We start from the raw sequence: 21,141 nt of genomic DNA, 5'->3' as shown, positions 1-21,141 counted from the left end.
GGTTATTCGACGGTGGGATTGTCGATGCGGTACGAGCCGATCAGGTATCCCTGGATCGTCCTCAGTACGGCGAGAGCGAAGGCGAGAAGCATGCCGAAGTTCACGAACCAGATCGGGATCTTCGTCGTCATGCTGATCTGCCCGGTGCTCAGCGCGCGCAGGGTGGTGCCGAAGCTCTGCCAGACCAGGTAGCCGAGAAAGCCGAGCATGCCGACGACGACGACCAGTTCCACGATCTTTTGCAGCGGCCGGGGAAAGTTGTCGACGACAAGCGGGATGCCGCCGTGCTGCCCCGTCCGGCAGGCCGCGGCCGCGCCGAAGAGCGCCCCCCAGAGGAAGAAGAAGCGGGCAAGCTCCTCCGACCAGGCGATGGAGTAGTTGAAGACATACCGCGACAGCGCGCCGGAAAAGACCAGAAGGACGATGCCGCCGACAAGAGTGACGATCAGGTACTTTTCCGCCCGATCGAGAACGCCGCCGGCCTTGTGCAGAAACTCATGCATGTCAGGGACTCCATGAACGCAAGGGGGTCGCGGCGCGCGGGGAGCGCGCGCGCCGCGGGGGTCGAGCTACTGCGCGGCTTTCGCCACCTCTGCCTCGACCTGGGCGACAAGGTCTTCGCCGATCGTGCCGCGGAACTTGTCGAAGACCGGCGCGACGCGGGCCTTGAACTCGGCCAGCGCCTCGGGCGCGGGCGTCTGGATGTTCACGCCGTCCTCTTCCATCTTCTTGGCCAGCTCAGATTCCTCGGCCGCCGCCACTTCCCGCTGGTAGAGCATCGCGTCGTGACCGGCCTGGCGGATAAGCTCCTGATCCTCGGGCGAGAAGCGCGCCAGCGCCGCAGTGCTGCCAAGCATGCCGACCGCCTCGAACGAGAAGTTGATCACGGCGATGTTCTTGCTGACCTCGAAGAAGCGCGAGGCGTAGATCAGCGGGATGGGCGAGATGCCGCCGTCGATCGCACCGGCCTGAAGGGCGGTGAAGACCTCGGCAAAGCTCATCGCCACCGGCGTCGCGCCGACCGCGGCCCAAGATTCGAGATAGAGGTCGAGGCCGGGGGTGCGGATCTTGACGTTGGCGATGTCGTCCGGCGTGGCGATCGGGCCGGGGTTGGAGTAAAGCTGGAAGAAGCTGCCGGAACCCCAGCCGAGCGCCTCGATCCCGACCTCGGCCAGACCGTCGGACAGGCGCTGGCCGACCGGGCCATCCATGACCGCCATGGCGGTATCGGCGTCCGGGAAGATCCACGGCATGGCGACGACCTGGAATTCGTTGTTGATCTGGCTCAGCCAGGGGGTCGACTTCATGATGATGTCGACGGCGCCGGCCTGCGCCATCTCCAGCTCGACCCGGTCGTTGCCGCCGACCAGAACGCCACTGGGATAGACCTCGACCGTATGCGCGCCGCCGCTGCGCTCCTCGACGAGTTCCTTGAACTTGTTGGCCGCCTTCACCCAGTTCGAGGTGTCGGCCACCGTCGTGCTGAGGCGGATGGTGTCGGCCGAGGCGGCGAGCGCGCTCATTGACACGGTGCCGGCCAGGAGAAGTGAAGCGATCGGGCGGATGCGAGTAGCGTAGGTCATTTCGGGTTCCCTGTTTCTTCGCGATGAAGCGTCCGTGTCGGGGCTCGCGCGATTGATCATCGTGGTGCAGGCGTCATTCGTTCGGGCCTGCGCCATATCTTTTCGCACAATTGCATTTTGCATGCAACATGCAATGTCTGGACAACCGCCATTGTTCGTTGGATAAGTGGGTCACGAACTGAAAGACCAATCGTGGAGAACGGGAAAATGTCGTCGGCTGCTGGTGCGCGCCAAGGGAGCAGGTCATCCTCTTCCATCACGTTGGAAAGGAAATCCCTTCACGATCAAGTCGTTGATCGCTTGCGGGACATGATCGTATTTGGCGAGATGGCACCCGGAGAGCGGATCGTCGAGGTGGAACTTGCCAAACGTCTCGGCGTCTCGCGGACGCCGCTCAGGGAGGCGATCAAGACGCTGACGCTCGACGGTCTGGTGGAAAACCCGGTCAACCGGGGGGCGAGGGTCATACCGCTGGACCCGGCCGACATCGAATCGCTCTTCGCGGTCATCGCCGCGCTGGAAGCCGTGGCGGCAGAGAGCGCCTGCGCGCGGATGAAAAGCGAAGATCTTGCGGAACTGGAGCTTCTGCACAGCAGGATGCGCAAATGCCACGAACGCGGGGACCGAAACCACTATTTCGAAATGAACTCGCAGATCCACGAACGCATTATCGAGCTCGCGGAAAACGGTGCCCTTGCCGACATGCATGAGCGGTTGATGCTGCGGGCCCGGCGCGGCCGGTTCGTGGCAATCGTATCGGACGAGCGCCGGAATGAGGCGCTGGAAGAACACGAACAGCTCATGCAGGCGTTCCGCGCCCGCGATGCCGACGGCGCCTTCCGGATATGGCGCAAGCACCTGCACAACACCGGAAAGGCCGTCATGCAGTCACTGGAAGCGACCGTCAAAGCCGACCGCGCCAGATGATCTGAACGGCAGAATGGCCGATGTTCCGGCCAATCCGCCTGTCGGGTGTCAGCGGTTCCAGATGACGGGGAACCAGTCTTCCCGCAGCTTCTGCCCCGGGGTCATGTCATGGCCGGGGAACGGCGGCGAGGTGCGGCCCGGGCGTTCCACATAACGGGCATCGTCGCCGAGCAGCCTCAGCGAGAAGGCGCGCCGCCGCGACCCGGCGTTGTTGCCGCGCGCGCCGTGCAGCGTGCCGTAGTTGAACGCCACCGCATCGCCGGGCTCCATCTCCCACTCGCGGATGTCCATGCCTTCCTCGTCGGGGTTCGGCACCGGCATGTAGGCCTCGGGATCGGGGTAGAAGTTTTCCTCCGACAGCCAGCGCGTCGGCAGCACCGGCTTTTCCCATTTGTGCGAGCCGGCGACGCAGCGCAGGCTGGCCTCGCGCACGGGGTCCATCGGCGACCAGAAGCTGACGGTCTGCGCGCCCTCGACGAAATAGTAGGGGCCGTCCTGGTGCCAGGGCGTCGGCTTCGAGGTGCCGGGCTCTTTCACCAGCACGTGGTCGTGGAAGACCTGGACGCTGTCTGAGCGCATGAGATCGGCGGCGACCTCGGCGGCGGGCGAGGTGCGGATCACCTCCTCGAATTCGGGGATGCGGGTCCAGTTGCAGTAATCGTCGAAAAAGCGCCCGCCCTCGCCGGGTTTCAGGTTCTCGGCGGCATAGGGGCCGGGCTCGGCCATGTTGCGCTCGATCCCCTTGCGGAGCGTTTCGACATGGTCCTTGAACAGGCCCCGGATCAGAACGACGCCGTCGCGCTGATAGGTGGCGATGTCGTTCTCAGTGACAAGCGGATGGGTCAATTTGGCAGTCCTCGCGTTCCTTGGAAGGCGCAAGATGACATTTGTATTGGTTAGTTTCAAATAATGTTTCTTTAAGATATATATAGCTTCATGCTATATATAACCCTGCGCCAGATGGAATACGTGGTCGCCGTCGCCCGCGCCGGCAGCATGTCTGCCGCCGCCGCCGCGCTCAACATCTCCCAGCCGTCGCTATCGGTGGCCCTGAATGTCGTCGAGGAGCGTCTGGGCCAGACGCTTTTCGTGCGCAAGAGGGGGGCGGCCCTTCGCCTGACGCCGTTCGCGATCCGTTACGTGGCCGAGGTCGAAGCGCTGCTGACGACCGCGCGCCGCCTCGAGGATCCGTCCGAGGCCAAGAGCCTTGCGAACGGCACCTTCTCGATCGGATGCTTCACCGATCTCGCGCCCTTTTTCCTGGTGCCACTGGTCAGGCATCTTCGCGAAGCCCTGCCCGACGTCGACGTCCGCTGGCGGGTGGGAAGTTTCAACAATCTTGCACGGGACATGGCCGATGGCCGGATCGACCTTGCCGTGACCTTCGACCTCGGACTGCATTCGAAATTCGAAAAGACGCCGCTTCTGAACATCGCGCCCCATGCCTTCGTGTCGCGCGAACACCGCCTTTCAACGAAGACGCAGGTCTCCCTGGCCGACCTGGCCGGGGAGCCTCTGATCGTATTCGATGATGGCCTGTCCCTCCGGCACTGGACGCATCTTTTTCGTCAGCACGACCTTTCGCCGGTCTTCGTGCACCGCGTGAACCTGCTGGAGGTGATGCGCTCGCTTGCCGCGAATGGGGAAGGGGTCGGCATCAGCTATTCGGCGCCTCCGGGTTCGATGTCCTATGACGGGGCCCCTGTCAGCGCCATCCGCATCGCCGAGGCCACTGCGCGCGAGCCGGTCATCCTGGCGAGAAGCACGAACCTCGATGCCCGGCCGGTGGTCGAGGCCGGGCGCAACATCATCATCAAGTATTTTCGCACATGATGGGCCGGGGCGGCTGCGGCAAAGGTCGCGTATACCTCAGCGCAGGAAGAACAGGAGTGTCATGATCGCGCCGACCGCAGTCACGAAGTGCCTGAGAAGATCGGTGCGGGTGATCCTGCGGCTTTGGCGCGCGCCGATGTAGCCGCCGACCGCCGCGCTTGCGGCCATGACGGCGGCCTGTTCCCACGCGATGAGACCCGCAGTGATGAAGGTCAGCGCCGAGATCAGCGACAGGACGGCCGACAGGACGTTCTTCAGCCCGTTCATGCCGTGCAGGTTGACATAGCCGAGAAGCCCGAAAGCGGCGAGCAGCATGATGCCGAGACCGCCGTTGAAATAGCCGCCATAGACCGACACGGCGAGGATCGCGATGGCCGAGATCACGGGGCCGGCCGCGCCGCCGACGCCGCGCTTGCGCAGTACGGCGAGCAGGTGCGGCCCGGCCGCGAAGAGCATGGTCGCCAGCAGAAGCAGCCACGGCACGATCCAGAGGAACGTGTCCCCCGGCGTGACGATCAGAAGAAGCGCGCCGACGACGCTGCCCGTCGCCGCGATGGCGACGATGGGACGGAGGCCAAGCCGCCCTTCGGCCTGCATGTCGTGGCGGAAGGCCCAGGCGCTGCTCAGGTAACCCGGCAGCGCGGTCAGCGTGGCCGTGGCATTGGCGCTGACCGGCGGCACCCCGACATAGATCAGCGCGGGCAGGCTCAGGAATGTGCCCCCGCCCGCGACCGCGTTCAGAAGACCGGCGGCAAGCCCAGCCAGGCACAGCAACAGTAGGTCCGCCATTTCGCCCCCGGCCATCCGATTCGCTTTGCGCGGGTTCTTGCATGGGTGATGATTGGTATGCAAATTGGTCCGGAAAGGACCCTGCATCTTGTCCAGACGCTCTCTCGCGCAGGTTCGGGCCGATCTGCCGGACCTGCTGGACATGCTCGCGCCCGATACCGGCGACCGTCTGCCGCCGGAGCGCGATCTCGCGCTGCGGCTCGGATGCAGCCGTGAAACGTTGCGCAAGGCGCTCTCCGCGCTCGAGGCGGACGGCGCGATCTGGCGCCATGTCGGGCAGGGCACGTTCCGGGGCCGCCGCCCGCGCCACCTTCCCGTCCGCGACACGCTTCTGGTCGAGGGCGCGACGCCGCCCGACCTGATGCGGGCGCGGCTGGTGCTGGAGCCGCAGGTCGCGGCCGAGGCCGCGCTCCGCGCCGATGCCGCCGATATCGGCCATCTGCGCGCGCGGGTCGCTGCCGGGCGGGCCGCCCGCGACCGTGCCGCCTGCGAACAGGCCGATGATGCCTTCCACCGCGCGATTGCCGTGGTGACCGGCAACCCGGTGCTCGTGGGCCTTCTTGGCTATCTTTCCGGCGCGCGCCGCCGCGCCGCCTGGCAGCGCGAATGGGATCGAACCTACCACCGCATCGGGGTCGAGGAATTCCGAACACTTCACAGCGACCAGCATGAACGGATCGTGGATGCCATCGCCGCGACGGATCCCGTTGCGGCCGCGCGGATGATGACGAGGCATCTGGAAACGATCGCGGCGGCGATGACACCGGGGGCCTGGTCAGATGTTGCTTGTATTTAGTTAGGAATCCTATTTATAAGAAGTGGAGGGCTCCGATGCAAAACCAGATTCGCCAGATCGCCACCGCTTTCGAACGCCTCGCGCTTTTCTGGCGCTCCAACCAGTGGAGTGTGGCCAAGGAGTACGGGCTCAACCCCAGCCAGGGCGACGTGCTTCAACGCATATCCCGCCAGCCGGAGCGCGCGGCCGACCTCGCCCAGCGGCTCGGCGTCACGCAGGCGAGCCTCAGCGACACGATCTCGGCCCTCGTCGCGAAGGGTCTGGCCGAACGCCGGCCCGATCCCGAGGATGGCCGCGCCCGCCGGATCGAGGCAACCGGGCAGGGACGCGCGCTTGCGGCCGTGATGCCCGACGTGCCGGAACCGCTGGATGCGGCGATCGCCAGGCTTGGCGATGCCGATCGCGGTGCGCTCCTGCGCACGCTCTCCCTGATCATACGCTCGCTTCAGGAGGCGGAGGCCATCCCGATCCAGCAGATGTGCCTCACCTGCCGCCATTTCCGCCCGCATGTCCATGACGATCCGGCGCGGCCGCATCATTGCGGCTTCGTCGACGCCGCCTTCGGCAATGGCGGCCTCAGGCTCGACTGTGCGGATCACGAGACCGCCACGGAGGAGGAGGCCGCCCGAAACCGGGCGCGTCTTGCCGCCGTGGGGTGAGTGGGGCGCCCGGAAAGCCGCTGCAACGGCCCGGACGCCCCGGATGCAACCCCTCTGTCACGAAAGGAAGCCCCTCATGATGACACGAAACGGAACCCTCCGCCATGCCACCGCCGCCTGTATCGCGCTTGCCGCAGGCGCGGCGGCAGGCCATGAATTGCCCGCCGGGCAGGGCAATGCCGCCCGCGCCGCCTTCGACATCGTCGCCGCGAACATCACCACCGAGGGTCGCACCGCGACCTTCACCATGTCGGTCGCGGGCACGCCGGGGGAGGAGAGGCCGGATGCGAAGGGCGCGCTCGGCGGGGCGCCGGTCTTTTCCTATGTCTGGCCGACGACGCTCGACCCCGCCGTGGTGGGATTCGAGGCGGGCGCGGGCATCCTCGCCTTCGCCGTCACCATCCATCCCGATTTCGACGACACGCCCCTGTTCGATGAAACCGGCTCCGGCACGACCGGCGACGATGGCGGGGCCTGGCACAGCCACTGGGTCGTCCTCGGACCGGACGAGGCCTGCGGGGCGGGCGCGCTCAAGGTCATCGACATTCCCGAAGGGGCCACGCCGGCGCTGCCCTTGACCTGGCCGGGCCTGCCGATCCTGATCGACAGCCCCGGCTGGTCGCCGGTATTTGCCGGGCCGATCCTGAGCGTCACCGTGCCCTTCGCCGATATCGGCGCGGTGGAGGCGGCGCGGTTCGACGGCGTGACTGCGGCCTTGCAGGTCAACGCGAATGTCCACGCGCCGCTGCTCTGCGTTACCGACGTTTTCGACGTCGCCTCGGGCGATCTGAGCCTGCCGGGAGAGGTCGGACAGTAACGAAACGGGGCGCGGGCGACTGTCCGCGCCCGGCACCTCAAAGGCAGGATCGCATGGACGACATTCCCTTCCACGTTGCCGGCTGGCTCAACACAGACCGCCCGCTTGCATTGGGCGATTTCCGTGGCAGGGTGCTGGCGGTCGAGGTCTTTCAGATGCTCTGCCCCGGTTGCGTCCTGAACGGCCTGCCGCAGGCGCAGCGCCTCGCGCAGACCTTCAGGGAAGAGGATCTCGCCGTGATCGGACTGCACGGCGTCTTCGAGCATCACGAAGGCAACAGCCGTTTAGGCCTAACTGCCTTCCTGCACGAATGGCGCATCCGCTTTCCCGTTGCCATCGACGCGGGCGGCGACGGGCCGCTGCCGCGCACGATGGAGGCCTGGGGCCTTCAGGGTACGCCGAGCCTTGTCCTGATCGACCGCGCGGGCCGGATGCGGGCGCGCCATTTCGGGCAGGTGGCCGACATGGCGCTTGGCGCGCAGGTGGCACGACTGATCGGAGAGGCGGCCGGGGAATCGTCGCCTTGACGATTGCCGAACGGCGGATCGGAAAGCTCGGGCCGACGCGTCAGGCCGATCAATCCCAGACACGCGGCCGCAGGATCGCCGGGCCGTAGATCAGGGCGAAGCCGCCGAAGGCGGCGATCCAGCCAAGCGCCGACAGCGTGTGCAGAACCGTTGCCTGATCGGGCCACAGACCTGCGGCGAGGCGCGCGAGAATCGCCGTCAACAGCATCAGATAAAGCCCCAGGGTGCCCTTGCCGGCCGTCAGCTCCTGGCCGGTATGGCCAAGCGTCGCCCGGGTCATGACCGCGAGCGTCATCATTCCGGCAGCGCCCGCCATCCAGAGATGCTGCGCCGCCGCGCCGCCGAAGACACCGGGCACAAGGATCGACGCGGCGAGCGTGACGGCGCCGAGCGGCAGGAAGAGATAGCCGACATGGAGGATCCACAGAAGCGGTTCGGCCCCTGTCCGATCGCCGGCCCATCTTGCGAGCCGGGCGAGATGCAGCGCCCCGGCGACCAGAAGCAGCGCAGCCGTCGCTTGCCTGTCCGGCGCCGCGATCCAGGCGACAAGCGCGACGAGCAGCGCCAGCAGCGCGATCTTGTCGAAGCGTTGCATCGGCGGCACCGGCAGCCGGCCCGGCCCCTGACGTGCCAGCCAGTTCCGGGTGAAGGACGGAACGATGCGCCCGCCGATGACCGCGATCATCATCAGGGTCGCACCGAGACCCGCCCTGAGCCCGTAGCCCTGCGCGGCATAGGCGCCGGAGGCCCCCTCGACGTGGAAAACCGCGTTGGCGAGCGTGAAGGTACCGAGCATGACGAGCACGATCAGGTTGCGCCAGTTCCGGCCAGTGATGATCTCGCGCGCGAGGAATCCGGTCAGCGCCACCGGCATGGCAAGGTCGGCGGCCGCTACCGCGACGGGCGGCAGGCCGTCCGAACAGAGAACGGTCGCGCGACCGATGACCCAGAGCGCGAAAAGCCCGCCGAGCGGCCAGCCGACGATCGGCAACTGCCCGGTCCAGTTGGGAACCGCGGTCAGAAGGAAACCGGCGATGACCGCCGAGAGATAGCCGAACAGAAACTCATGCGCATGCCATGTGACCGGATCGAACCGCGTCGGCAGGTCGACCGCGCCGGTGAGCGCCGAGATCCAGAGGACCATCGCTAGCGCGGCCCAGAGCGCGGCGCCGAGAAAGAAGGGCCGGAAGCCGAAGCTGAGGATCGCCGGGCCGCGCCAGGCCCGCATCTGTTCTGCTGTGGTGGTCATTCTGTCATCCGGTCAGATCGCCTCCCGGCCTCGGTCAGGATCAGATCGAGCGGGATGTCATGGGGTTGCGGAAAGATCGTCTGGAGCCGGGCGGAGTCGAACCCGATCCCGATCACGAAGGGGCGGGGCTTCAGCGCCGCCAGCGTCCGGTCGAAATAGCCGCCGCCATAGCCCAGCCGATAGCCCTCGGCCGTCCATCCGACCAGCGGCGCGAGCGCGATCTCGGGCGTGACCTCGGGGGCGTCGGGCGGTGGCACGGGGATGTTCCAGTCGCCGCGCACCATCTTCGTGCCGGGCGTCCAGCGGCGGAAGGTGAGGGGGGCCGCCTTGGTCTCGACGATCGGCAGCGCGACGGTCACGCCGGCGGCATCCAGTTCGGCCATCAGCGGGCGCAGGTCCGGTTCGCCCTTGATCGGCCAGTAGGCGGAGAAGACGCGGCCCCGCGCGCCGCCGAACCTTTCCCTCAGCACCTCGCGCAGATGCGCGATCAGCGCCGCGCCGATCGCCTGCCGGTCGGCGACCGCGATGTCCTGGCGCTCGGCGCGCAGCCGGACCCGCTCGGCCTTGCGCCAGCGGGCGACGTCGCGGGCCTGTTCGGGGTCCACGGCCAGCGGGTCGAAATAGTCGGGCGCGATCTCGGCGGCATAGCATGGCGGCGAGGAAAAGCCGCTGCGGCAGCGGAAATTGTCGGGATCGTCGCTCATGCCACCCCCTCGCGGTCGCTGGTTGCCGTCGCTGCCAGAGCATAGCAGGCCCCCGCCGCGATACCCGTGACACGCTGCGCCGCGGGCACGATACCGCCGATCGCGCCGGCGCCGGTTCCGGCATAAAGCGCCATCGCCTCAAGGTCCCCTGTGGTGGTCCTGAGCGGCGAATCGGTGCTGAAGCGCAGGCGCGGCTGGTCGCCGTCCCAGGCGATCGCCTCGCGCGGCAGGGTTTCGGGGTCGTGGCCCAGGACATTGCCGTTCAACCCCTCGGTCACGCTGTTCGCGATCACCCGGACCGCAGCCCCTTTCGGCCAGTTGAGAACGAAGACATCGGTCAGCACCGTGTCGGTTCCAGTTGCCTCCACGATGCGGGCCTTGTGGTAGGGATGGGCGAAGCTCTCCTCGGTCGCGAGGAAGGCGGTGCCGTACTGGACGCCCGCCGCACCCATCGACAGGGCCGCTGCGAGGTCGGCGCCCGAAGCCAGCCCGCCCGACGCGGCCACCGGAACCGTGACCGCATCGAGAATATCCTGGGTCAACGCGAAGACGGGGCTGCGGCCGTGGACGTGGCCGCCGGCCCCGACGCCCTGGGCGATGATCACGTCGGCCCCGGCATCCTCGGCCATCCGCGCGGCCTCGACCGTGCCGACCTGGTGCAGGACAAGGCATCCCGCCCGCTTCACGCGCGCCAGGACGTCGGGCATCACGTCCCAGAAGAACGAGAAGGCCGGCACGCCGAGGTCGAGGCAGCGACCGATCTGGGCATCGAGAAGCCGCGGCTCCGTCGCCGCGGGGATCACGTTGACGGCGAAGGGCCGGTCGGTCGCGGCCTTCAGCGCCGTGACCTCCTCGGTGATCAGCGCCGGGCTCTCGCGCACCATGCCAAGCATGGCGTAGCCGCCGGCATTGGCGACGGCCGCCGCGAGTTCCCAGCGCGACACGCCGCCCATGCCGGCGAGAAGGATCGGCAGGTCGCATCCAAGAAGATCGCAAAGCGGAGTGCGCAATGGCGCCGCTCGGTTGAGGTCAGGCATGCTTGGTCACTCCATCCTCTATGCGCTGGCGCAGGACGTCCCTGAGCACGGCCGCGTTGTTCTCTTCCTCGTTCTTCGAAGCATATAGCAGGGTGACGACGCCCTCTTCGGCATGCGCGGCAAGCGCACGGGTCACGTCGTCCATTGCCCCGAGTTCGCGGCGGTAGCGGGCCGCGAACTCCTCCCACGCCTCGGGGTGGGCGTGGAACCAGTTGCGCAGACCGTCGCTCGGCGCGATGTCCTTGCACCAGGAAAAGAGCCGGGCGCGGTCCTTCGCGATGCCGCGCGGCCACAGGCGGTCGACCAGGATCCGCTTGCCGTCCGACACCCGCGCGGCCCGGTAGATCCGCTTGATGCGGATACGCCCGGCCGGGTCGTCGGGAACGGGTGGACGCTCGGGCATCAGACGCCTCGCGACCCGGGGTCGCCCAGCAATTCGACCGCCTTGAGCGAATGCGCCCAGGCCGCGCCGGCGCGCATCTCGGCGGCGACCCAGATCGCCTCCATGATCTCTTCGCCCGTCGCCCCTTCCCGCCGCGCGGCCTTGACGTGGCCCTCGATGCACCAGGGGCATTGCGTGACATGCGCCACGGCAATGGCGATCAGTTGCTTGGTGCGGGGATCGAGCGCGCCGGCGGCGAAGACGGCCTTGGAGAAGGCGCGGAAGGCATCCTCGGCCCCGGGCGCCAGGGCGTGGCGGTGATCGAGAAGGGCCTTCGTCGGCTTCGGGAAGCGCAGGTCAGACATCGCGGTCCCCCCGGGTTTCGAATTGTGGAAAAAGCACCTCGTTCTCGAGCCGGATATGCTCCTCGATCGCCTGGATGAAATCGCCCAGCTCCGCGTAGAGGCGTGTCCAGATCGGGCATGCGCCCGGCGGCAGGGCCAGTCCGTTGGTCAACTGCCCGATCCGCGCGATGTCGGCGGCGTGGTCGTCATGGTCGTCGCGCATGGCGGCGATCGGCGTGTCGAGCCCGGAGGCCGCCTTGCGGATCGCGGGAAAGAGGATCAGCTCCTCCTTCTTCATGTGCACTTCGAGCTCGCCGATCATCCGGCGCAGAAGGGCGGAGAGCCCGTCGGGGACATCCTCATCGCCGAAATGTACGGTTTCGACCGTCTCGGCCAGCGCCGCCAGTTCGGGAAGCTCGGCCCGGTGGCGGGCGTGGTAATGCGTCTCGATATGGCGGGTGAGGTCTGCGGCATTCTCGGGAACGGCCATCTCGGTCTCCTCCGGTCATTCCAGGGGCGGAACAGTGCGCGGCCCGGCGTTTCCGACCGCCATGTGGAGCGCGCGCGCGATGCGTTCCGCGCAGGCGATGACATGGGCGGCCCCGTCCGCGGTGCAGGTCTCCTGCGCGGTCTTGCGAAAGAGCGCCAGCCAGCGGTCGAAATGCTCCCAGCCGATCGGCAGACCGGCATGGGCCGGCACCGGCGCGCCATGGTAGCGGCCGGTCATCAGGGCGACGGACGACCAGAACGCCGCCATCCGGTCGAGATGCGGCGTCCAGTCGGCGATCCGGTCCTCGAAGATGGGGCCGAGCGCCGCGTCGGCGCGCACCCGCGTGTAGAAGCGGTGGACGAGCGTGGTCAGGATGTCGTCGTCGAGGCCGGTCCGCTCCATCAGCGCCGCGGTCATCGCCGGGCGGGCGGATCGCGCGACCGTTCGATCTTCGGCGGCGTCGTGCATCGTGGGCCTCCCGCTGTTCGGCTTGCAATTCTGTGTAGACCTGTTAATAGGTATTGTAAATACCGATTAGCGGGGGCCGCCCGACATGCGCCTGACATCCTTCACCGATTACGGGCTGCGCATGCTGATGCGCATGGCGAGCGCGCCGGGAACCGCCTTCTCGACCGCCGATCTGGCCGCGGAGTTCGGGCTGTCGCGCAACCATCTGACCAAGATCATGCAGCAGCTCGCGCGCGGCGGCATTGTCGAGACCCGGCGCGGCGGCGGCGGCGGGGCGGTCCTGTGCAAGGAGCCCGCCGAGGTGCGCCTTGGCGATGTCGTGCGGCTGCTCGAGGACGGCCAGGCCCTGGTCGAATGCTTCGGACGCACCGGCGGCGACTGCGCGATCGAGGGCTGTTGCCGGCTCAAGGCGCGGCTGCGCCACGCCGAGGCGCGGTTCCTGGAGGATCTCAACCGCTCGACCCTGAGCGACATCGCGCTTCCCGTCCGGGAGGCCGCGTGATGCGGGAGGACGCGGAGAGATGACCGGAACCCTGAGCATCCCCGAACGGCAGGCCGCCCTCCTGCTCGCCGCGCTTCTGGCGCTCCTCGGTCTGGTCATGGCCGGCGCGGCCCGGCACGGCGTCATGGCCCTGCACGGCGCCATGGCGCTCGGGCTCGGCCTGTGGCTCGTCTTCCTGCTCGGCGCGGCACTCTACGATCCGCCCCCGCCCGCCGACCGGATGCGCCGCTATTATGACGCGCCGACGCGGTTCGGCATCGCGATGACGCTCATCTGGGCGCTGATCGGCATGGGCATCGGCGTCTGGGTCGCGGCCCTTCTCTACTGGCCCGAGGCGACGCCGCTTTGGCCCGCGACCAGTTTCGGGCGGCTGAGGCCCGTGCACACGACCGGCATCATCTTCGGCTTCGGCGGCAATGCGCTGATCGCCACCTCGTTCCACGTGCTGCAACGCACCTCGCGCGCCCGGCTGGCGGACAACCTCAGCCCCTGGGTCGTGCTTCTCGGCTACAACCTCTTCTGTGCCTGGGCCGTCACCGGCTATCTGATGGGCTCCACCCAGTCCAAGGAATATGCCGAGGCGGAATGGTATGCCGACCTTTGGCTCGTGGTGATCTGGGTGACGTATTTCACCCTCTACCTCCGCACGCTGGCGCGCCGGGCAGAGCCGCATATCTACGTCGCGAACTGGTACTACCTTGCCTTCATCCTTGTCGTGGCGATGCTGCACATCGTCAACAACCTCGCCCTGCCGGTGCGGCTCTCGGCGGCGCGGAGCTTCCCCATCTGGTCGGGCGTTCAGGACGCGATGGTGCAGTGGTGGTACGGCCACAACGCGGTCGCCTTCTTCCTGACCGCCGGGTTCCTCGGGATGCTCTACTACTTCCTGCCGGTCCGGTCGGGGCGGCCGATCTGGTCCTATCGCCTGTCGATCGTCAGCTTCTGGGGCATCACCTTCTTCTATATCTGGGTCGGCTCGCATCACCTGCACTACACCGCGCTGCCCTATTGGGCGCAGACCCTCGGCATGACCTTCTCGGTCATGCTGCTGGTGCCGAGCTGGGCCTCGGCGGGCAACGCCATCGCCACGCTGAACGGCGCCTGGCACAAGGTGCGCGACGACGCGACGCTGCGCTTCATGTTCGTGGCGGCCGTTTTCTATGGCCTCTCGACCTTCGAGGGCTCCTTCCTCGCCATCCGCCCGGTCAACTCGCTTTCCCACTACACCGACTGGACGGTAGGCCACGTTCATTCCGGCACGCTTGGCTGGGTGGCGATGATCATCTTCGGCGCGCTCTACACGCTGGTGCCGCAGCTGTCGGGGCGCGATCAGATGGCCTCTTCGCGCGCGGTTGAATGGCACTTCTGGCTCGCGGTGACGGGAACGCTGATCTACGTCGTCTCGATGTGGAACGCCGGGATCACGCAAGGATTGATGTGGCGCACCTATGACGAGAGCGGCGCGCTCCGCTACAGCTTCCTCCAGTCGGTTCAGGCGATGGCGCCCTATTACCTTCTGCGCACCATCGGCGGGGCGCTGTTCCTGACGGGCGCGGTGGTCTGCGCCTGGAACTGCCGCGTGACGATGCGGGCGGCGAGGGGCGAGGCGCCCGACCGTCCGCTTGTCGCGCAGCCGGCGGAGTAAGGCGATGCTGAAGCTGCACTACAATCTCGAAAAGATCTCGATGGGGCTGGTCGCCGCGATCATCGTCGCGGCCTCGATCGGCGGGCTGGTGGAGATCGCGCCGCTGTTCACCATCGATGAAACCGTCGAGGTGCCCGCCGACCTGCGCCCGCTGACGCCGCTGGAACTCGCCGGGCGCGAGATCTACATCCGCGAAGGGTGCTATGCCTGTCACAGCCAGATGGTGCGCAGCCTTGCCGACGAGATCGACCGCTACGGCCCCTATTCGCTTGCCGGGGAATCCGCCTACGATCACCCGATGCTCTGGGGATCGAAGCGCACCGGGCCGGACCTGGCGCGTCTGGGCGGCAAGTATTCCGATCGCTGGCATGTCGAGCATCTGATCGACCCGCGCGCCGTGGTGTCGGCGTCGATCATGCCGGCCTATCCTTGGCTGACCCGGCCGCTCGATACCGGGCTTTTGCAGGACGAACTCCTGACTTTGGCAAGGCTTGGCGTACCCTATGACGCGGCGATGATCGCGACGGCCGAAGTTGACGCCGCAGCACAGAGCCGCCCCGATGGCGACGGCGCCGATGCGGTGCGCGCACGCTACGGTGAGAAGGTCGCGGTCCGCGCCTTCGACGGCGACCCCGCGCGGCTGACCGAAATGGACGCCGTGGTGGCCTATCTGCAATCGCTCGGCACGCTGACCGAAGCGCCGGCACGCCTCCTTGCGGAGGGCGGGCAATGAGCCACGACCTTCTCGTCTATCTCGCCAAGACGGTCGGCCTGATCTGGCTGATGGGCTTCTTCCTCGTCGTCGTGATCCGCGTCTACAGCCCGTCGCGCCGCAGGGCCTATGACCGGGCCGCACGGTCCATTCTGAAACATGAGGACGGGCATGACTGAGCAGACCGACCCACGGCAGCTGCCCGGCGCCGATCCCCATACCGGCAACCGCAAGGTCGATCCGGTCACCGGCTACGACACCACCGGCCACGACTGGGGCGGGATCACCGAACTCAACACCGCCTTCCCGAAGATCGTGATCTGGGCGCTGGTGCTGACGTTCCTCTATTCGGTTGTCGCCTGGATTCTGTTGCCCGCCTGGCCGATCGGGCGCGACTACACGCGCGGCCTTCTCGGGCTCGATCAGGGCGAAGAGGCGGTCAGCGGGTTCCGGGCGCTGTCGGAAGAGCGAACGGACTGGCTCGACCGCTTCACCACGCCGGATTTTGCTGCCCTGCAATCCGATCCCGCGCTGCTGGAACATGCCATGCCCGCCGCGCAACGGCTGTTCGGGGACAACTGCGCCGCCTGCCACGGCAGTTCGGGGCAGGGCGGGCCGGGCTTTCCGGTCCTCGCCGACGATTACTGGCTCTGGAGCGGCGATCCTGAGGAGATTGCCGTGACGATCCGTGACGGCATCAATGCCAACGACGACTCGCGTATTGCCGAGATGCCGTCCTTCGGCTGGATGGACCGCCCGGAGCGCGCTTCGCTTGCGGACTACGTCGCGGCCTTGCCGGCAGGCGCGGTCGACGCGTCAGGTCCGGCGGCGGCGCTCTTCACCGAGAACTGCGCGGCCTGTCACGGCGACGGCGGCGAAGGCGGGCTGGGCATCGGCGCCCCGTCGCTGACCGACGCCGCGACCATCTACGGGCAGGATGCCGAGACGGTCTTTCAGACCATCTCGCATGGACGCATCGGGGTCATGCCGGCCTGGGCGGGGCGGCTGTCGGAGGCAGAGGTGAACCTGCTGGCAGTTTATGTGGCGGCGCTGGCAACGGCCGGCGGCGGGGGGGCGGAATGACGGCGCAGGCACAAAAACGCCTGGCCATCGCGGCGGCGGTGACTTGCGCGGCCGTGTTCCTGGCAGCGAACGCGCATCTTCTGGCCGTCGCGCTCGACTCGCAACCCGCCTGCGCCGCCGTCACCGGCGCGGCGCCTGCCAAGCGCGCCTGCTGAGAGGAGAAGGGACATGCTCGAACCGCTTCCCGTCCTTCGCAAGCCGGATCGCCCGGCGCCGCGTTTCGCGCGCCACCTTCCGGCGGGCGCGGCATTGGGCTGGCTGCGCGCCGGATGGCGGGATGCCGCGGCGGAGCCCTGGTCGAGCGCGGCCTACGGCCTCGTGCTGACGCTTGCATCATACGCCGCGCTCTGGGCGCTTCATGCCGGCGGGCTGCTCTATCTCGCGCTTCCCGCGATGTCCGGTTTTCTCATCGTCGGGCCGTTCCTGGCGATCGGCCTTTACGAGCAAAGCCGCCACAGGGCCCGTGGTGAAACGCTCGGGCTGGCGGAGATGGCCGGGCTTCGCCCTGCCTCGGGCGCGCAACTCGCCTATGCCGGGCTTCTGCTTGGCCTTCTTATCCTCTTCTGGCTCAGGGCGGCGGATCTTCTTTACGCGCTCTTCTTCGGCCTCACCCCTTTCCCGGGCGCCGCCGACGCGTTGACGAACGTGTTGACGACGCCCCGGGGATGGACGCTGATCGCGACAGGCACGCTGGTGGGCGGGCTGTTCGCAGCCTTCGCCTTCGCGGTCAGCGTCTTTTCCGTTCCCATGCTCGTGTCGCGGCGGACCGATGCGCTGACCGCAATGGGCTCAAGCGTCGCGATGACCCTCCAGAACCTCCGGCCGATGCTTGCCTGGGGCGCGCTCGTGACGGCGGGCCTCGCCCTGTCGGCCCTGACCGGCCTTCTCGGGTTGATCGTCGTCTTCCCGGTTCTCGGATACGGCACGTGGCACGCCTATGCGGCGATTGGCGGAGCGGAGGCATGAGCCTTTACGTTCTCATCCCGCTGTCGCTTCTGCTCGGACTGATCGGCCTCGCGGCATTCCTCTGGGCGCTTCGGAACGGCCAGTTCGACGACCCCGACGGCGCCGCATGGCGCGTCATTGCCCCGCAATTCCCGCAGGATACGGAAGGTGGTTTTCCGGACCGGCATCGCGTTGATCTTCGCCAAGATGACGCGGACCCTGATGACCGGTCTCGCTCGGCTCTTGACCGCTCTTCCGCTCTTCGGCGCGACCAGGGATTTCGTCCATAGGCGGGTCTCGACCGCGATCGGCTGCGCATGCCAGCCCATCGTCATCGCCGGCATGCTGTCAACTGTGCCCGGCATGGCATACCCCCTCCTGGCGCGGCTCGGGCATTCGGGCCGCCATGTGCCAGGGTGCGCCTCTATTCAGGCGAGGCAGGGCAGAGCGGCCACCGCGTCGAGGAAGATGCGGGTCTCTTCCGGCGTGCCGACCGTCGCGCGCGCCCATGTGGTATAGGGCTACCGAACGGGCAAGGTAGTCGGCATCGCGCAGCGCGGCACGGGCGGCGGCCACCGCCAGCGCGTTGACGCCGAACGGATTGCGTGCCTTCACCATCGGCGCCACCAGATCCGCGGCAGAGGCGATGCCATAGCCCACGCGCACGCCCGCCAGCCCGTAGGCCGTGGAAAAGGTGCGCAGCACGATCCATGGATGCGGCCCCGCGGCGAGCCGCGCCATGGCATCGAAGCGCATGTCGGGATCGAGGTATTCCAGGTAGGCCTCATCGAAGACCACCAGCGTGTCGGCCGGGGTTGCGGCCAGCAGCGCGCCGAACTCGGCAGCGCTGATCGCCGGACCGGCGGGGTTGCTGGGCGAGGAGACGATCAGCACACGGGGGGCTTCCGCAGACATTGCCCGTGCCAGACCGTCGAGAGGGAAGGACCAGTCGGGCGAAAAAGGCACCTTCGTGACATGCGCGCCGCAGGCCTGCGCGCCGAATTCGTGCAACCCGAAACTCGGGCAGACCGTGACGACATGATCGCCGGGCCGCAGCACCGTGCGGAAGGCCGGATTGAACGCCGCCGCCGCCGATTGCGCCACGTAGGCGATGCGTTTGCCGCGCAACCGCCGCAGGGTCAGGTCGACGCCCTTGACGATGGGCTGCCACGCCCCGCCGGACTGGCCCTCGATTTTCAGGCCGCGGATATCGAGCAACATGTCTGAAGTGTCGATCATGACTCAATCCTCAAGTCCGCTGGCCAGGTGCAGCACCCAGTCCACGATCAGGTTTACCGCCACGGTCAGCAGCGCGATGGCCCCGGCGGGCAGCAACGGCGCAAACCCGAAGGTGGCGGTCTGCCAGGTCGAAAAGTCGGCGAACGAGATCAGCTTGGCGCTTTCGCGCACCATCGTGCCCCAGTCGGCAATCGGCGGTGCAACCCGAGGCCAAGAAACGAAAGTGCCGAGATGAACAGGAAGACAAAGCAGAAGCGCAGCCCGAATTCCGCGATCAGAGGGGCGGCGGCATTGGGCAATACTTCACGACGGATGATCCAGAACAGCCCTTCGCCGCGCATCCGCGCCACCTCGACGTAGTCCATCGTCAGGATGCCTTGCGCCACCGCGCGCGACAGGCGGTAGACTCGCGTGCTGTCCAGCACCGCGATCACCAGGATCAGCGCGACCACCGAGGTGCCGGTGATCGGCAACACCAGAAGCTCGAAGATCAACGAGCGGATCGCCATCAGCACATCGACCACCCGGCTGCCGATCATGTCGAAACAGCCGCCCAGCGTGGCCGCCAGAAGGCCGAACGTGGCCCCGAGCAGAAAGGCAAGCGCGGTGGTCAGCAGCGCGATGCCCACCGTGTTGCGCGCGCCGTAGATCATCCGCGACAGCACGTCCCGCCCAAGCGCGTCGGTGCCAAGGTAATAAGGGGCTGCCCAAGGGCTGTATTGCGGCCCCACGACTTCGGTTTCCGGGAAGGACGCAAGCAGCGGCGCGAAAAGGGCGGTCAACCCGATGAGCAGCACCACGCCGACAACCAGGTAGGCGAGATTCAGCGCCACGACGTTGATGATCGGGGCCACCGCGTTGGGCAGCGCATGGATGGCGATCACCCGCCAGCGCCGCATGCCTTTCAGATGCGCCATCTCGATATAGGGCAGGGCCAGCAGATTGATGATCGCCGCGCGCGTCATGCGCATCATATGCGCGACCACGATCATCGTCAGCGTCAGCGCCGGCAGGAAGGTCCGGTAGAGCCGCTCGCCCAGTCCGATGTCCGCGTCGACGCTGGAAAGACTGGGAAACCATCCGAGCAGGACCGAGAACACCAAGACGAGGATATAGGCCACGAAGAACTCCGGGAACGAGATCGCCGCCAGCGTCGCGCCCGAGACGCCCCGGTCGAAGGCCGAGTTTCGGTGGAGTGCGGCCAGCATTCCCAGGAGCAGCGCCAGAGGCACCGCGATCAGAGCGGCATAGCCGGCAAGGAAAAAGGTGGTGGCGGCGCGCACGACGATCAGCTCCGCGATCCGGCGCTGGTTCGACAGCGAAATGCCGAAATCGCCCTGCAAGGCGTCGCGCAGCCAGTAGAGGTATCGCAGGTGGACCGGATCGTTGAGGTTGAAGCGCTCCTTGAACGCGGCGATGGTTTCGGGTGTCGCGGATTGGCCCAGGGTTTCGGTGGCGATGTCGCCCGGCAACAGTTCGATGGCCGAAAAGATCAGCTCGCTGACGATCAGGAGCGTGAGAAAATCCATGGTCAGGCGGGAGATGATGATCTTCAGGATTGGCGACAAGGTCTGTTCCTATTGTCTGCGCTTATTTCGTTATGTATATTAATATGAAGTGTGAGCCGATGCTGTATAGCCAAAGATCGTTTAGGTGGGCTGGTCTATTGGTTAGATCGGCTGAGGCGAGAGGAAAGGCAGACCCGATGACCGTGACCTTCAAGGACGTCAAGGCAGATCTTCTCGATCAGATTGCAAGCGGCGTGATGCGACCGGGCGGCCTCCTGCCGAACGAGATCGACCTGGCGGAACGCTATGGCTGCGCGCGGGCCACTGTGAACCGGGCGATGCGCGAACTCGCCGATGAAGGCATCGTCGAGCGCAAGCGCAAGGCCGGTACGCGCGTGCGCATGGCGCCGATCCGTCAGGCCCGTTTCTCGATCCCCATCGTGCGAGAGGAGATCGCGGCGCAGGGGGCGGACTATCGCTATGCGCTGGTCGATCGCACGGTACAGGCGGTGCCTGACTGGCTGCGGGGGCGGCTGGATCTGAACCCCGGTCAGGACGTGCTGCATCTTGTGTGCATGCACTATGCCGACGGCATGCCCTATCAGTACGAAGATCGCTGGATAAATCCCGAGATCGTCCCGCATGTGATAGAGGCCGATTTCTCGACCACCGGACCGAACGAATGGCTGGTCGCCGAACTCCCGTTCTCGAATGCCGAGATCAGTTTCTCGGCTGTCGAGGCGGATCAGGACCTCGCCGACCATCTGGGGTGTTCCGCCGGCAATGCGCTGTTTCGCGCCGAGCGCACGACCTGGCTTCAGGGAAAGGCCGTCACGCTGGTTCGGCTGACCTATCGGCGTGGCCACAGGATGACCACCCAATACTGAAGATCGAAATCCGCT

At 66.9% G+C, this 21,141-nt stretch carries 28 protein-coding genes and 2 pseudogenes; 16 read left to right on the top strand and 14 right to left on the bottom strand.

Going from position 1 to position 21,141, the window contains the following annotated elements; genetic code table 11:
* Nucleotides 1-2 precede the first annotated feature (2 nt).
* On the bottom strand, nt 3-503 hold the full coding sequence (locus tag V5734_RS00470; RefSeq protein WP_347309568.1) for a TRAP transporter small permease: 501 nt from the start codon (nt 501-503) through the stop codon (nt 3-5).
* A gap of 66 nt (nt 504-569) precedes the next feature.
* Nucleotides 570-1,583 carry a TRAP transporter substrate-binding protein gene (locus tag V5734_RS00465; RefSeq protein WP_347309567.1) on the bottom strand — a complete coding sequence of 338 codons (1,014 nt, stop codon included), beginning with the start codon at nt 1,581-1,583 and terminating at the stop codon, nt 570-572.
* 207 nt (nt 1,584-1,790) lie between these two features.
* Between V5734_RS00465 and V5734_RS00460 the strand changes: the two genes are divergently transcribed.
* Entirely contained in the window at nt 1,791-2,510 is a 720-nt protein-coding gene (locus tag V5734_RS00460) for a GntR family transcriptional regulator (RefSeq protein WP_347309726.1), read from the top strand.
* Between the two features lie 48 nt (nt 2,511-2,558).
* Here the strand turns inward: V5734_RS00460 and V5734_RS00455 are convergent, their stop codons facing one another.
* Complete coding sequence (locus tag V5734_RS00455; RefSeq protein WP_347309725.1) at nt 2,559-3,356, bottom strand: phytanoyl-CoA dioxygenase family protein; 798 nt, start codon at nt 3,354-3,356, stop codon at nt 2,559-2,561.
* Between the two features lie 90 nt (nt 3,357-3,446).
* On the opposite strand from V5734_RS00455, the gene V5734_RS00450 reads away from it, so the two are divergent.
* The gene (locus V5734_RS00450; protein WP_347309724.1) at nt 3,447-4,343 is read left to right on the top strand and encodes a LysR family transcriptional regulator; all 897 of its coding nucleotides are present in this window, start codon (nt 3,447-3,449) and stop codon (nt 4,341-4,343) included.
* Nucleotides 4,344-4,379: 36 nt separating this feature from the next.
* Here V5734_RS00450 and V5734_RS00445 read toward each other — a convergent pair whose 3' ends face one another.
* Complete coding sequence (locus tag V5734_RS00445; RefSeq protein ID WP_347309723.1) at nt 4,380-5,132, bottom strand: sulfite exporter TauE/SafE family protein; 753 nt, start codon at nt 5,130-5,132, stop codon at nt 4,380-4,382.
* An 88-nt stretch (nt 5,133-5,220) separates the two neighbouring features.
* Between V5734_RS00445 and V5734_RS00440 the strand changes: the two genes are divergently transcribed.
* The 4 genes from V5734_RS00440 to V5734_RS00425 all read left to right on the top strand — a co-directional run bounded on the left by V5734_RS00440 (nt 5,221) and on the right by V5734_RS00425 (nt 7,931).
* Nucleotides 5,221-5,928 (top strand): FadR/GntR family transcriptional regulator, encoded by a 708-nt coding sequence (locus tag V5734_RS00440; RefSeq protein WP_347309722.1) that lies wholly within the window; start codon nt 5,221-5,223, stop codon nt 5,926-5,928.
* A gap of 35 nt (nt 5,929-5,963) precedes the next feature.
* On the top strand, nt 5,964-6,587 hold the full coding sequence (locus tag V5734_RS00435) for a MarR family winged helix-turn-helix transcriptional regulator (protein WP_347309721.1): 624 nt from the start codon (nt 5,964-5,966) through the stop codon (nt 6,585-6,587).
* A 76-nt stretch (nt 6,588-6,663) separates the two neighbouring features.
* Nucleotides 6,664-7,404, top strand: a complete 741-nt coding sequence (locus V5734_RS00430; protein WP_347309720.1) for a hypothetical protein — start codon at nt 6,664-6,666, stop codon at nt 7,402-7,404.
* A gap of 53 nt (nt 7,405-7,457) precedes the next feature.
* Nucleotides 7,458-7,931 carry a TlpA family protein disulfide reductase gene (locus V5734_RS00425; RefSeq protein WP_347309719.1) on the top strand — a complete coding sequence of 158 codons (474 nt, stop codon included), beginning with the start codon at nt 7,458-7,460 and terminating at the stop codon, nt 7,929-7,931.
* A gap of 49 nt (nt 7,932-7,980) precedes the next feature.
* On the opposite strand, the gene V5734_RS00420 is transcribed toward V5734_RS00425, so the two are convergent.
* From V5734_RS00420 to V5734_RS00390, 7 genes are read right to left on the bottom strand one after another with little or no spacing between them, the layout of a single operon-like run.
* Nucleotides 7,981-9,180 carry an NnrS family protein gene (locus V5734_RS00420; protein WP_347309718.1) on the bottom strand — a complete coding sequence of 400 codons (1,200 nt, stop codon included), beginning with the start codon at nt 9,178-9,180 and terminating at the stop codon, nt 7,981-7,983.
* Nucleotides 9,177-9,884 carry a 5-formyltetrahydrofolate cyclo-ligase gene (locus tag V5734_RS00415; protein WP_347309717.1) on the bottom strand — a complete coding sequence of 236 codons (708 nt, stop codon included), beginning with the start codon at nt 9,882-9,884 and terminating at the stop codon, nt 9,177-9,179. The genes V5734_RS00420 and V5734_RS00415 overlap by 4 nt, the downstream gene beginning before the upstream one ends.
* Nucleotides 9,881-10,921 carry an NAD(P)H-dependent flavin oxidoreductase gene (locus tag V5734_RS00410; RefSeq protein ID WP_347309716.1) on the bottom strand — a complete coding sequence of 347 codons (1,041 nt, stop codon included), beginning with the start codon at nt 10,919-10,921 and terminating at the stop codon, nt 9,881-9,883. Before V5734_RS00410 ends, V5734_RS00415 begins: the two co-directional genes overlap by 4 nt.
* A complete protein-coding gene (locus V5734_RS00405) occupies nt 10,914-11,324 on the bottom strand; it encodes a DUF488 domain-containing protein (RefSeq protein WP_347309715.1) in 411 nt (136 codons plus the stop codon). Before V5734_RS00405 ends, V5734_RS00410 begins: the two co-directional genes overlap by 8 nt.
* Nucleotides 11,324-11,668 (bottom strand): carboxymuconolactone decarboxylase family protein, encoded by a 345-nt coding sequence (locus tag V5734_RS00400; RefSeq protein ID WP_347309714.1) that lies wholly within the window; start codon nt 11,666-11,668, stop codon nt 11,324-11,326. Before V5734_RS00400 ends, V5734_RS00405 begins: the two co-directional genes overlap by 1 nt.
* Nucleotides 11,661-12,137, bottom strand: coding sequence for a hemerythrin domain-containing protein (locus V5734_RS00395; RefSeq protein ID WP_347309713.1), 477 nt, complete (start codon nt 12,135-12,137; stop codon nt 11,661-11,663). Before V5734_RS00395 ends, V5734_RS00400 begins: the two co-directional genes overlap by 8 nt.
* A gap of 15 nt (nt 12,138-12,152) precedes the next feature.
* Complete coding sequence (locus V5734_RS00390) at nt 12,153-12,605, bottom strand: group III truncated hemoglobin (RefSeq protein WP_347309712.1); 453 nt, start codon at nt 12,603-12,605, stop codon at nt 12,153-12,155.
* Between the two features lie 85 nt (nt 12,606-12,690).
* On the opposite strand from V5734_RS00390, the gene V5734_RS00385 reads away from it, so the two are divergent.
* From V5734_RS00385 to V5734_RS00345, 9 genes and pseudogenes are all read left to right on the top strand, one after another.
* Entirely contained in the window at nt 12,691-13,107 is a 417-nt protein-coding gene (locus tag V5734_RS00385) for an RrF2 family transcriptional regulator (protein WP_347309711.1), read from the top strand.
* A 19-nt stretch (nt 13,108-13,126) separates the two neighbouring features.
* Nucleotides 13,127-14,752, top strand: coding sequence for a cytochrome-c oxidase, cbb3-type subunit I (gene ccoN, locus V5734_RS00380; protein ID WP_347309710.1), 1,626 nt, complete (start codon nt 13,127-13,129; stop codon nt 14,750-14,752).
* A gap of 4 nt (nt 14,753-14,756) precedes the next feature.
* Nucleotides 14,757-15,485, top strand: a complete 729-nt coding sequence (ccoO, locus tag V5734_RS00375; RefSeq protein ID WP_347309709.1) for a cytochrome-c oxidase, cbb3-type subunit II — start codon at nt 14,757-14,759, stop codon at nt 15,483-15,485.
* Nucleotides 15,482-15,643, top strand: a complete 162-nt coding sequence (locus V5734_RS00370) for a cbb3-type cytochrome oxidase subunit 3 (RefSeq protein WP_347309708.1) — start codon at nt 15,482-15,484, stop codon at nt 15,641-15,643. Before ccoO ends, V5734_RS00370 begins: the two co-directional genes overlap by 4 nt.
* A complete protein-coding gene (ccoP, locus tag V5734_RS00365) occupies nt 15,636-16,547 on the top strand; it encodes a cytochrome-c oxidase, cbb3-type subunit III (RefSeq protein ID WP_347309707.1) in 912 nt (303 codons plus the stop codon). Before V5734_RS00370 ends, ccoP begins: the two co-directional genes overlap by 8 nt.
* Nucleotides 16,544-16,702 carry a hypothetical protein gene (locus tag V5734_RS00360; RefSeq protein ID WP_347309706.1) on the top strand — a complete coding sequence of 53 codons (159 nt, stop codon included), beginning with the start codon at nt 16,544-16,546 and terminating at the stop codon, nt 16,700-16,702. Before ccoP ends, V5734_RS00360 begins: the two co-directional genes overlap by 4 nt.
* A 13-nt stretch (nt 16,703-16,715) precedes the next feature.
* Entirely contained in the window at nt 16,716-17,513 is a 798-nt protein-coding gene (locus V5734_RS00355) for a DUF2189 domain-containing protein (RefSeq protein ID WP_347309705.1), read from the top strand.
* Nucleotides 17,510-17,575 (top strand): annotated as a pseudogene (gene ccoS / locus V5734_RS21550) (cbb3-type cytochrome oxidase assembly protein CcoS); the annotation flags it as partial. The gene V5734_RS00355 and the pseudogene ccoS, both read left to right, overlap by 4 nt.
* Nucleotides 17,576-17,699: 124 nt before the next feature.
* A pseudogene (locus V5734_RS00345) lies at nt 17,700-17,828 on the top strand (hypothetical protein); the annotation flags it as partial.
* Nucleotides 17,829-17,840: 12 nt separating this feature from the next.
* Here V5734_RS00345 and V5734_RS00340 read toward each other — a convergent pair.
* Genes V5734_RS00340 through V5734_RS00330 form a run of 3 tightly spaced genes read right to left on the bottom strand, consistent with a single transcriptional unit; the run spans nt 17,841 to nt 20,299 of the window.
* Nucleotides 17,841-18,731 carry an aminotransferase class I/II-fold pyridoxal phosphate-dependent enzyme gene (locus V5734_RS00340; RefSeq protein WP_347309704.1) on the bottom strand — a complete coding sequence of 297 codons (891 nt, stop codon included), beginning with the start codon at nt 18,729-18,731 and terminating at the stop codon, nt 17,841-17,843.
* A gap of 3 nt (nt 18,732-18,734) precedes the next feature.
* Nucleotides 18,735-18,905 (bottom strand): hypothetical protein, encoded by a 171-nt coding sequence (locus V5734_RS00335; protein WP_347309703.1) that lies wholly within the window; start codon nt 18,903-18,905, stop codon nt 18,735-18,737.
* Nucleotides 18,881-20,299 (bottom strand): ABC transporter permease subunit, encoded by a 1,419-nt coding sequence (locus V5734_RS00330; protein ID WP_347309702.1) that lies wholly within the window; start codon nt 20,297-20,299, stop codon nt 18,881-18,883. The genes V5734_RS00335 and V5734_RS00330 overlap by 25 nt, the downstream gene beginning before the upstream one ends.
* 137 nt (nt 20,300-20,436) lie before the next feature.
* Here V5734_RS00330 and V5734_RS00325 point away from each other — a divergent pair, with 137 nt between their 5' ends.
* Nucleotides 20,437-21,126: a GntR family transcriptional regulator gene (locus V5734_RS00325; RefSeq protein ID WP_347309701.1), complete on the top strand. Its 690-nt coding sequence runs from the start codon at nt 20,437-20,439 to the stop codon at nt 21,124-21,126.
* Nucleotides 21,127-21,141 lie beyond the last annotated feature (15 nt).

Source organism: Defluviimonas sp. SAOS-178_SWC (genome assembly GCF_039830135.1).
GTDB lineage: Bacteria > Pseudomonadota > Alphaproteobacteria > Rhodobacterales > Rhodobacteraceae > Albidovulum.
The sequence above is the reverse complement of the archived record's forward strand: the minus strand, read 5'-3'. Positions and strand labels throughout refer to the sequence as shown.

Coding starts and splice junctions, on each gene's coding strand:
- V5734_RS00470 (WP_347309568.1), bottom strand. CDS start 503: ATGCATGAGTTTCTGCACAAGGCCGGCGGCGTTCTCGATCGGGCGGAA.
- V5734_RS00465 (WP_347309567.1), bottom strand. CDS start 1,583: ATGACCTACGCTACTCGCATCCGCCCGATCGCTTCACTTCTCCTGGCC.
- V5734_RS00460 (WP_347309726.1), top strand. CDS start 1,791: ATGTCGTCGGCTGCTGGTGCGCGCCAAGGGAGCAGGTCATCCTCTTCC.
- V5734_RS00450 (WP_347309724.1), top strand. CDS start 3,447: ATGCTATATATAACCCTGCGCCAGATGGAATACGTGGTCGCCGTCGCC.
- V5734_RS00445 (WP_347309723.1), bottom strand. CDS start 5,132: ATGGCGGACCTACTGTTGCTGTGCCTGGCTGGGCTTGCCGCCGGTCTT.
- V5734_RS00435 (WP_347309721.1), top strand. CDS start 5,964: ATGCAAAACCAGATTCGCCAGATCGCCACCGCTTTCGAACGCCTCGCG.
- V5734_RS00430 (WP_347309720.1), top strand. CDS start 6,664: ATGATGACACGAAACGGAACCCTCCGCCATGCCACCGCCGCCTGTATC.
- V5734_RS00425 (WP_347309719.1), top strand. CDS start 7,458: ATGGACGACATTCCCTTCCACGTTGCCGGCTGGCTCAACACAGACCGC.
- V5734_RS00420 (WP_347309718.1), bottom strand. CDS start 9,180: ATGACCACCACAGCAGAACAGATGCGGGCCTGGCGCGGCCCGGCGATC.
- V5734_RS00415 (WP_347309717.1), bottom strand. CDS start 9,884: ATGAGCGACGATCCCGACAATTTCCGCTGCCGCAGCGGCTTTTCCTCG.
- V5734_RS00410 (WP_347309716.1), bottom strand. CDS start 10,921: ATGCCTGACCTCAACCGAGCGGCGCCATTGCGCACTCCGCTTTGCGAT.
- V5734_RS00405 (WP_347309715.1), bottom strand. CDS start 11,324: ATGCCCGAGCGTCCACCCGTTCCCGACGACCCGGCCGGGCGTATCCGC.
- V5734_RS00400 (WP_347309714.1), bottom strand. CDS start 11,668: ATGTCTGACCTGCGCTTCCCGAAGCCGACGAAGGCCCTTCTCGATCAC.
- V5734_RS00395 (WP_347309713.1), bottom strand. CDS start 12,137: ATGGCCGTTCCCGAGAATGCCGCAGACCTCACCCGCCATATCGAGACG.
- V5734_RS00390 (WP_347309712.1), bottom strand. CDS start 12,605: ATGCACGACGCCGCCGAAGATCGAACGGTCGCGCGATCCGCCCGCCCG.
- V5734_RS00385 (WP_347309711.1), top strand. CDS start 12,691: ATGCGCCTGACATCCTTCACCGATTACGGGCTGCGCATGCTGATGCGC.
- ccoN (WP_347309710.1), top strand. CDS start 13,127: ATGACCGGAACCCTGAGCATCCCCGAACGGCAGGCCGCCCTCCTGCTC.
- ccoO (WP_347309709.1), top strand. CDS start 14,757: ATGCTGAAGCTGCACTACAATCTCGAAAAGATCTCGATGGGGCTGGTC.
- V5734_RS00370 (WP_347309708.1), top strand. CDS start 15,482: ATGAGCCACGACCTTCTCGTCTATCTCGCCAAGACGGTCGGCCTGATC.
- ccoP (WP_347309707.1), top strand. CDS start 15,636: ATGACTGAGCAGACCGACCCACGGCAGCTGCCCGGCGCCGATCCCCAT.
- V5734_RS00360 (WP_347309706.1), top strand. CDS start 16,544: ATGACGGCGCAGGCACAAAAACGCCTGGCCATCGCGGCGGCGGTGACT.
- V5734_RS00355 (WP_347309705.1), top strand. CDS start 16,716: ATGCTCGAACCGCTTCCCGTCCTTCGCAAGCCGGATCGCCCGGCGCCG.
- V5734_RS00340 (WP_347309704.1), bottom strand. CDS start 18,731: ATGATCGACACTTCAGACATGTTGCTCGATATCCGCGGCCTGAAAATC.
- V5734_RS00335 (WP_347309703.1), bottom strand. CDS start 18,905: ATGGTGCGCGAAAGCGCCAAGCTGATCTCGTTCGCCGACTTTTCGACC.
- V5734_RS00325 (WP_347309701.1), top strand. CDS start 20,437: ATGACCGTGACCTTCAAGGACGTCAAGGCAGATCTTCTCGATCAGATT.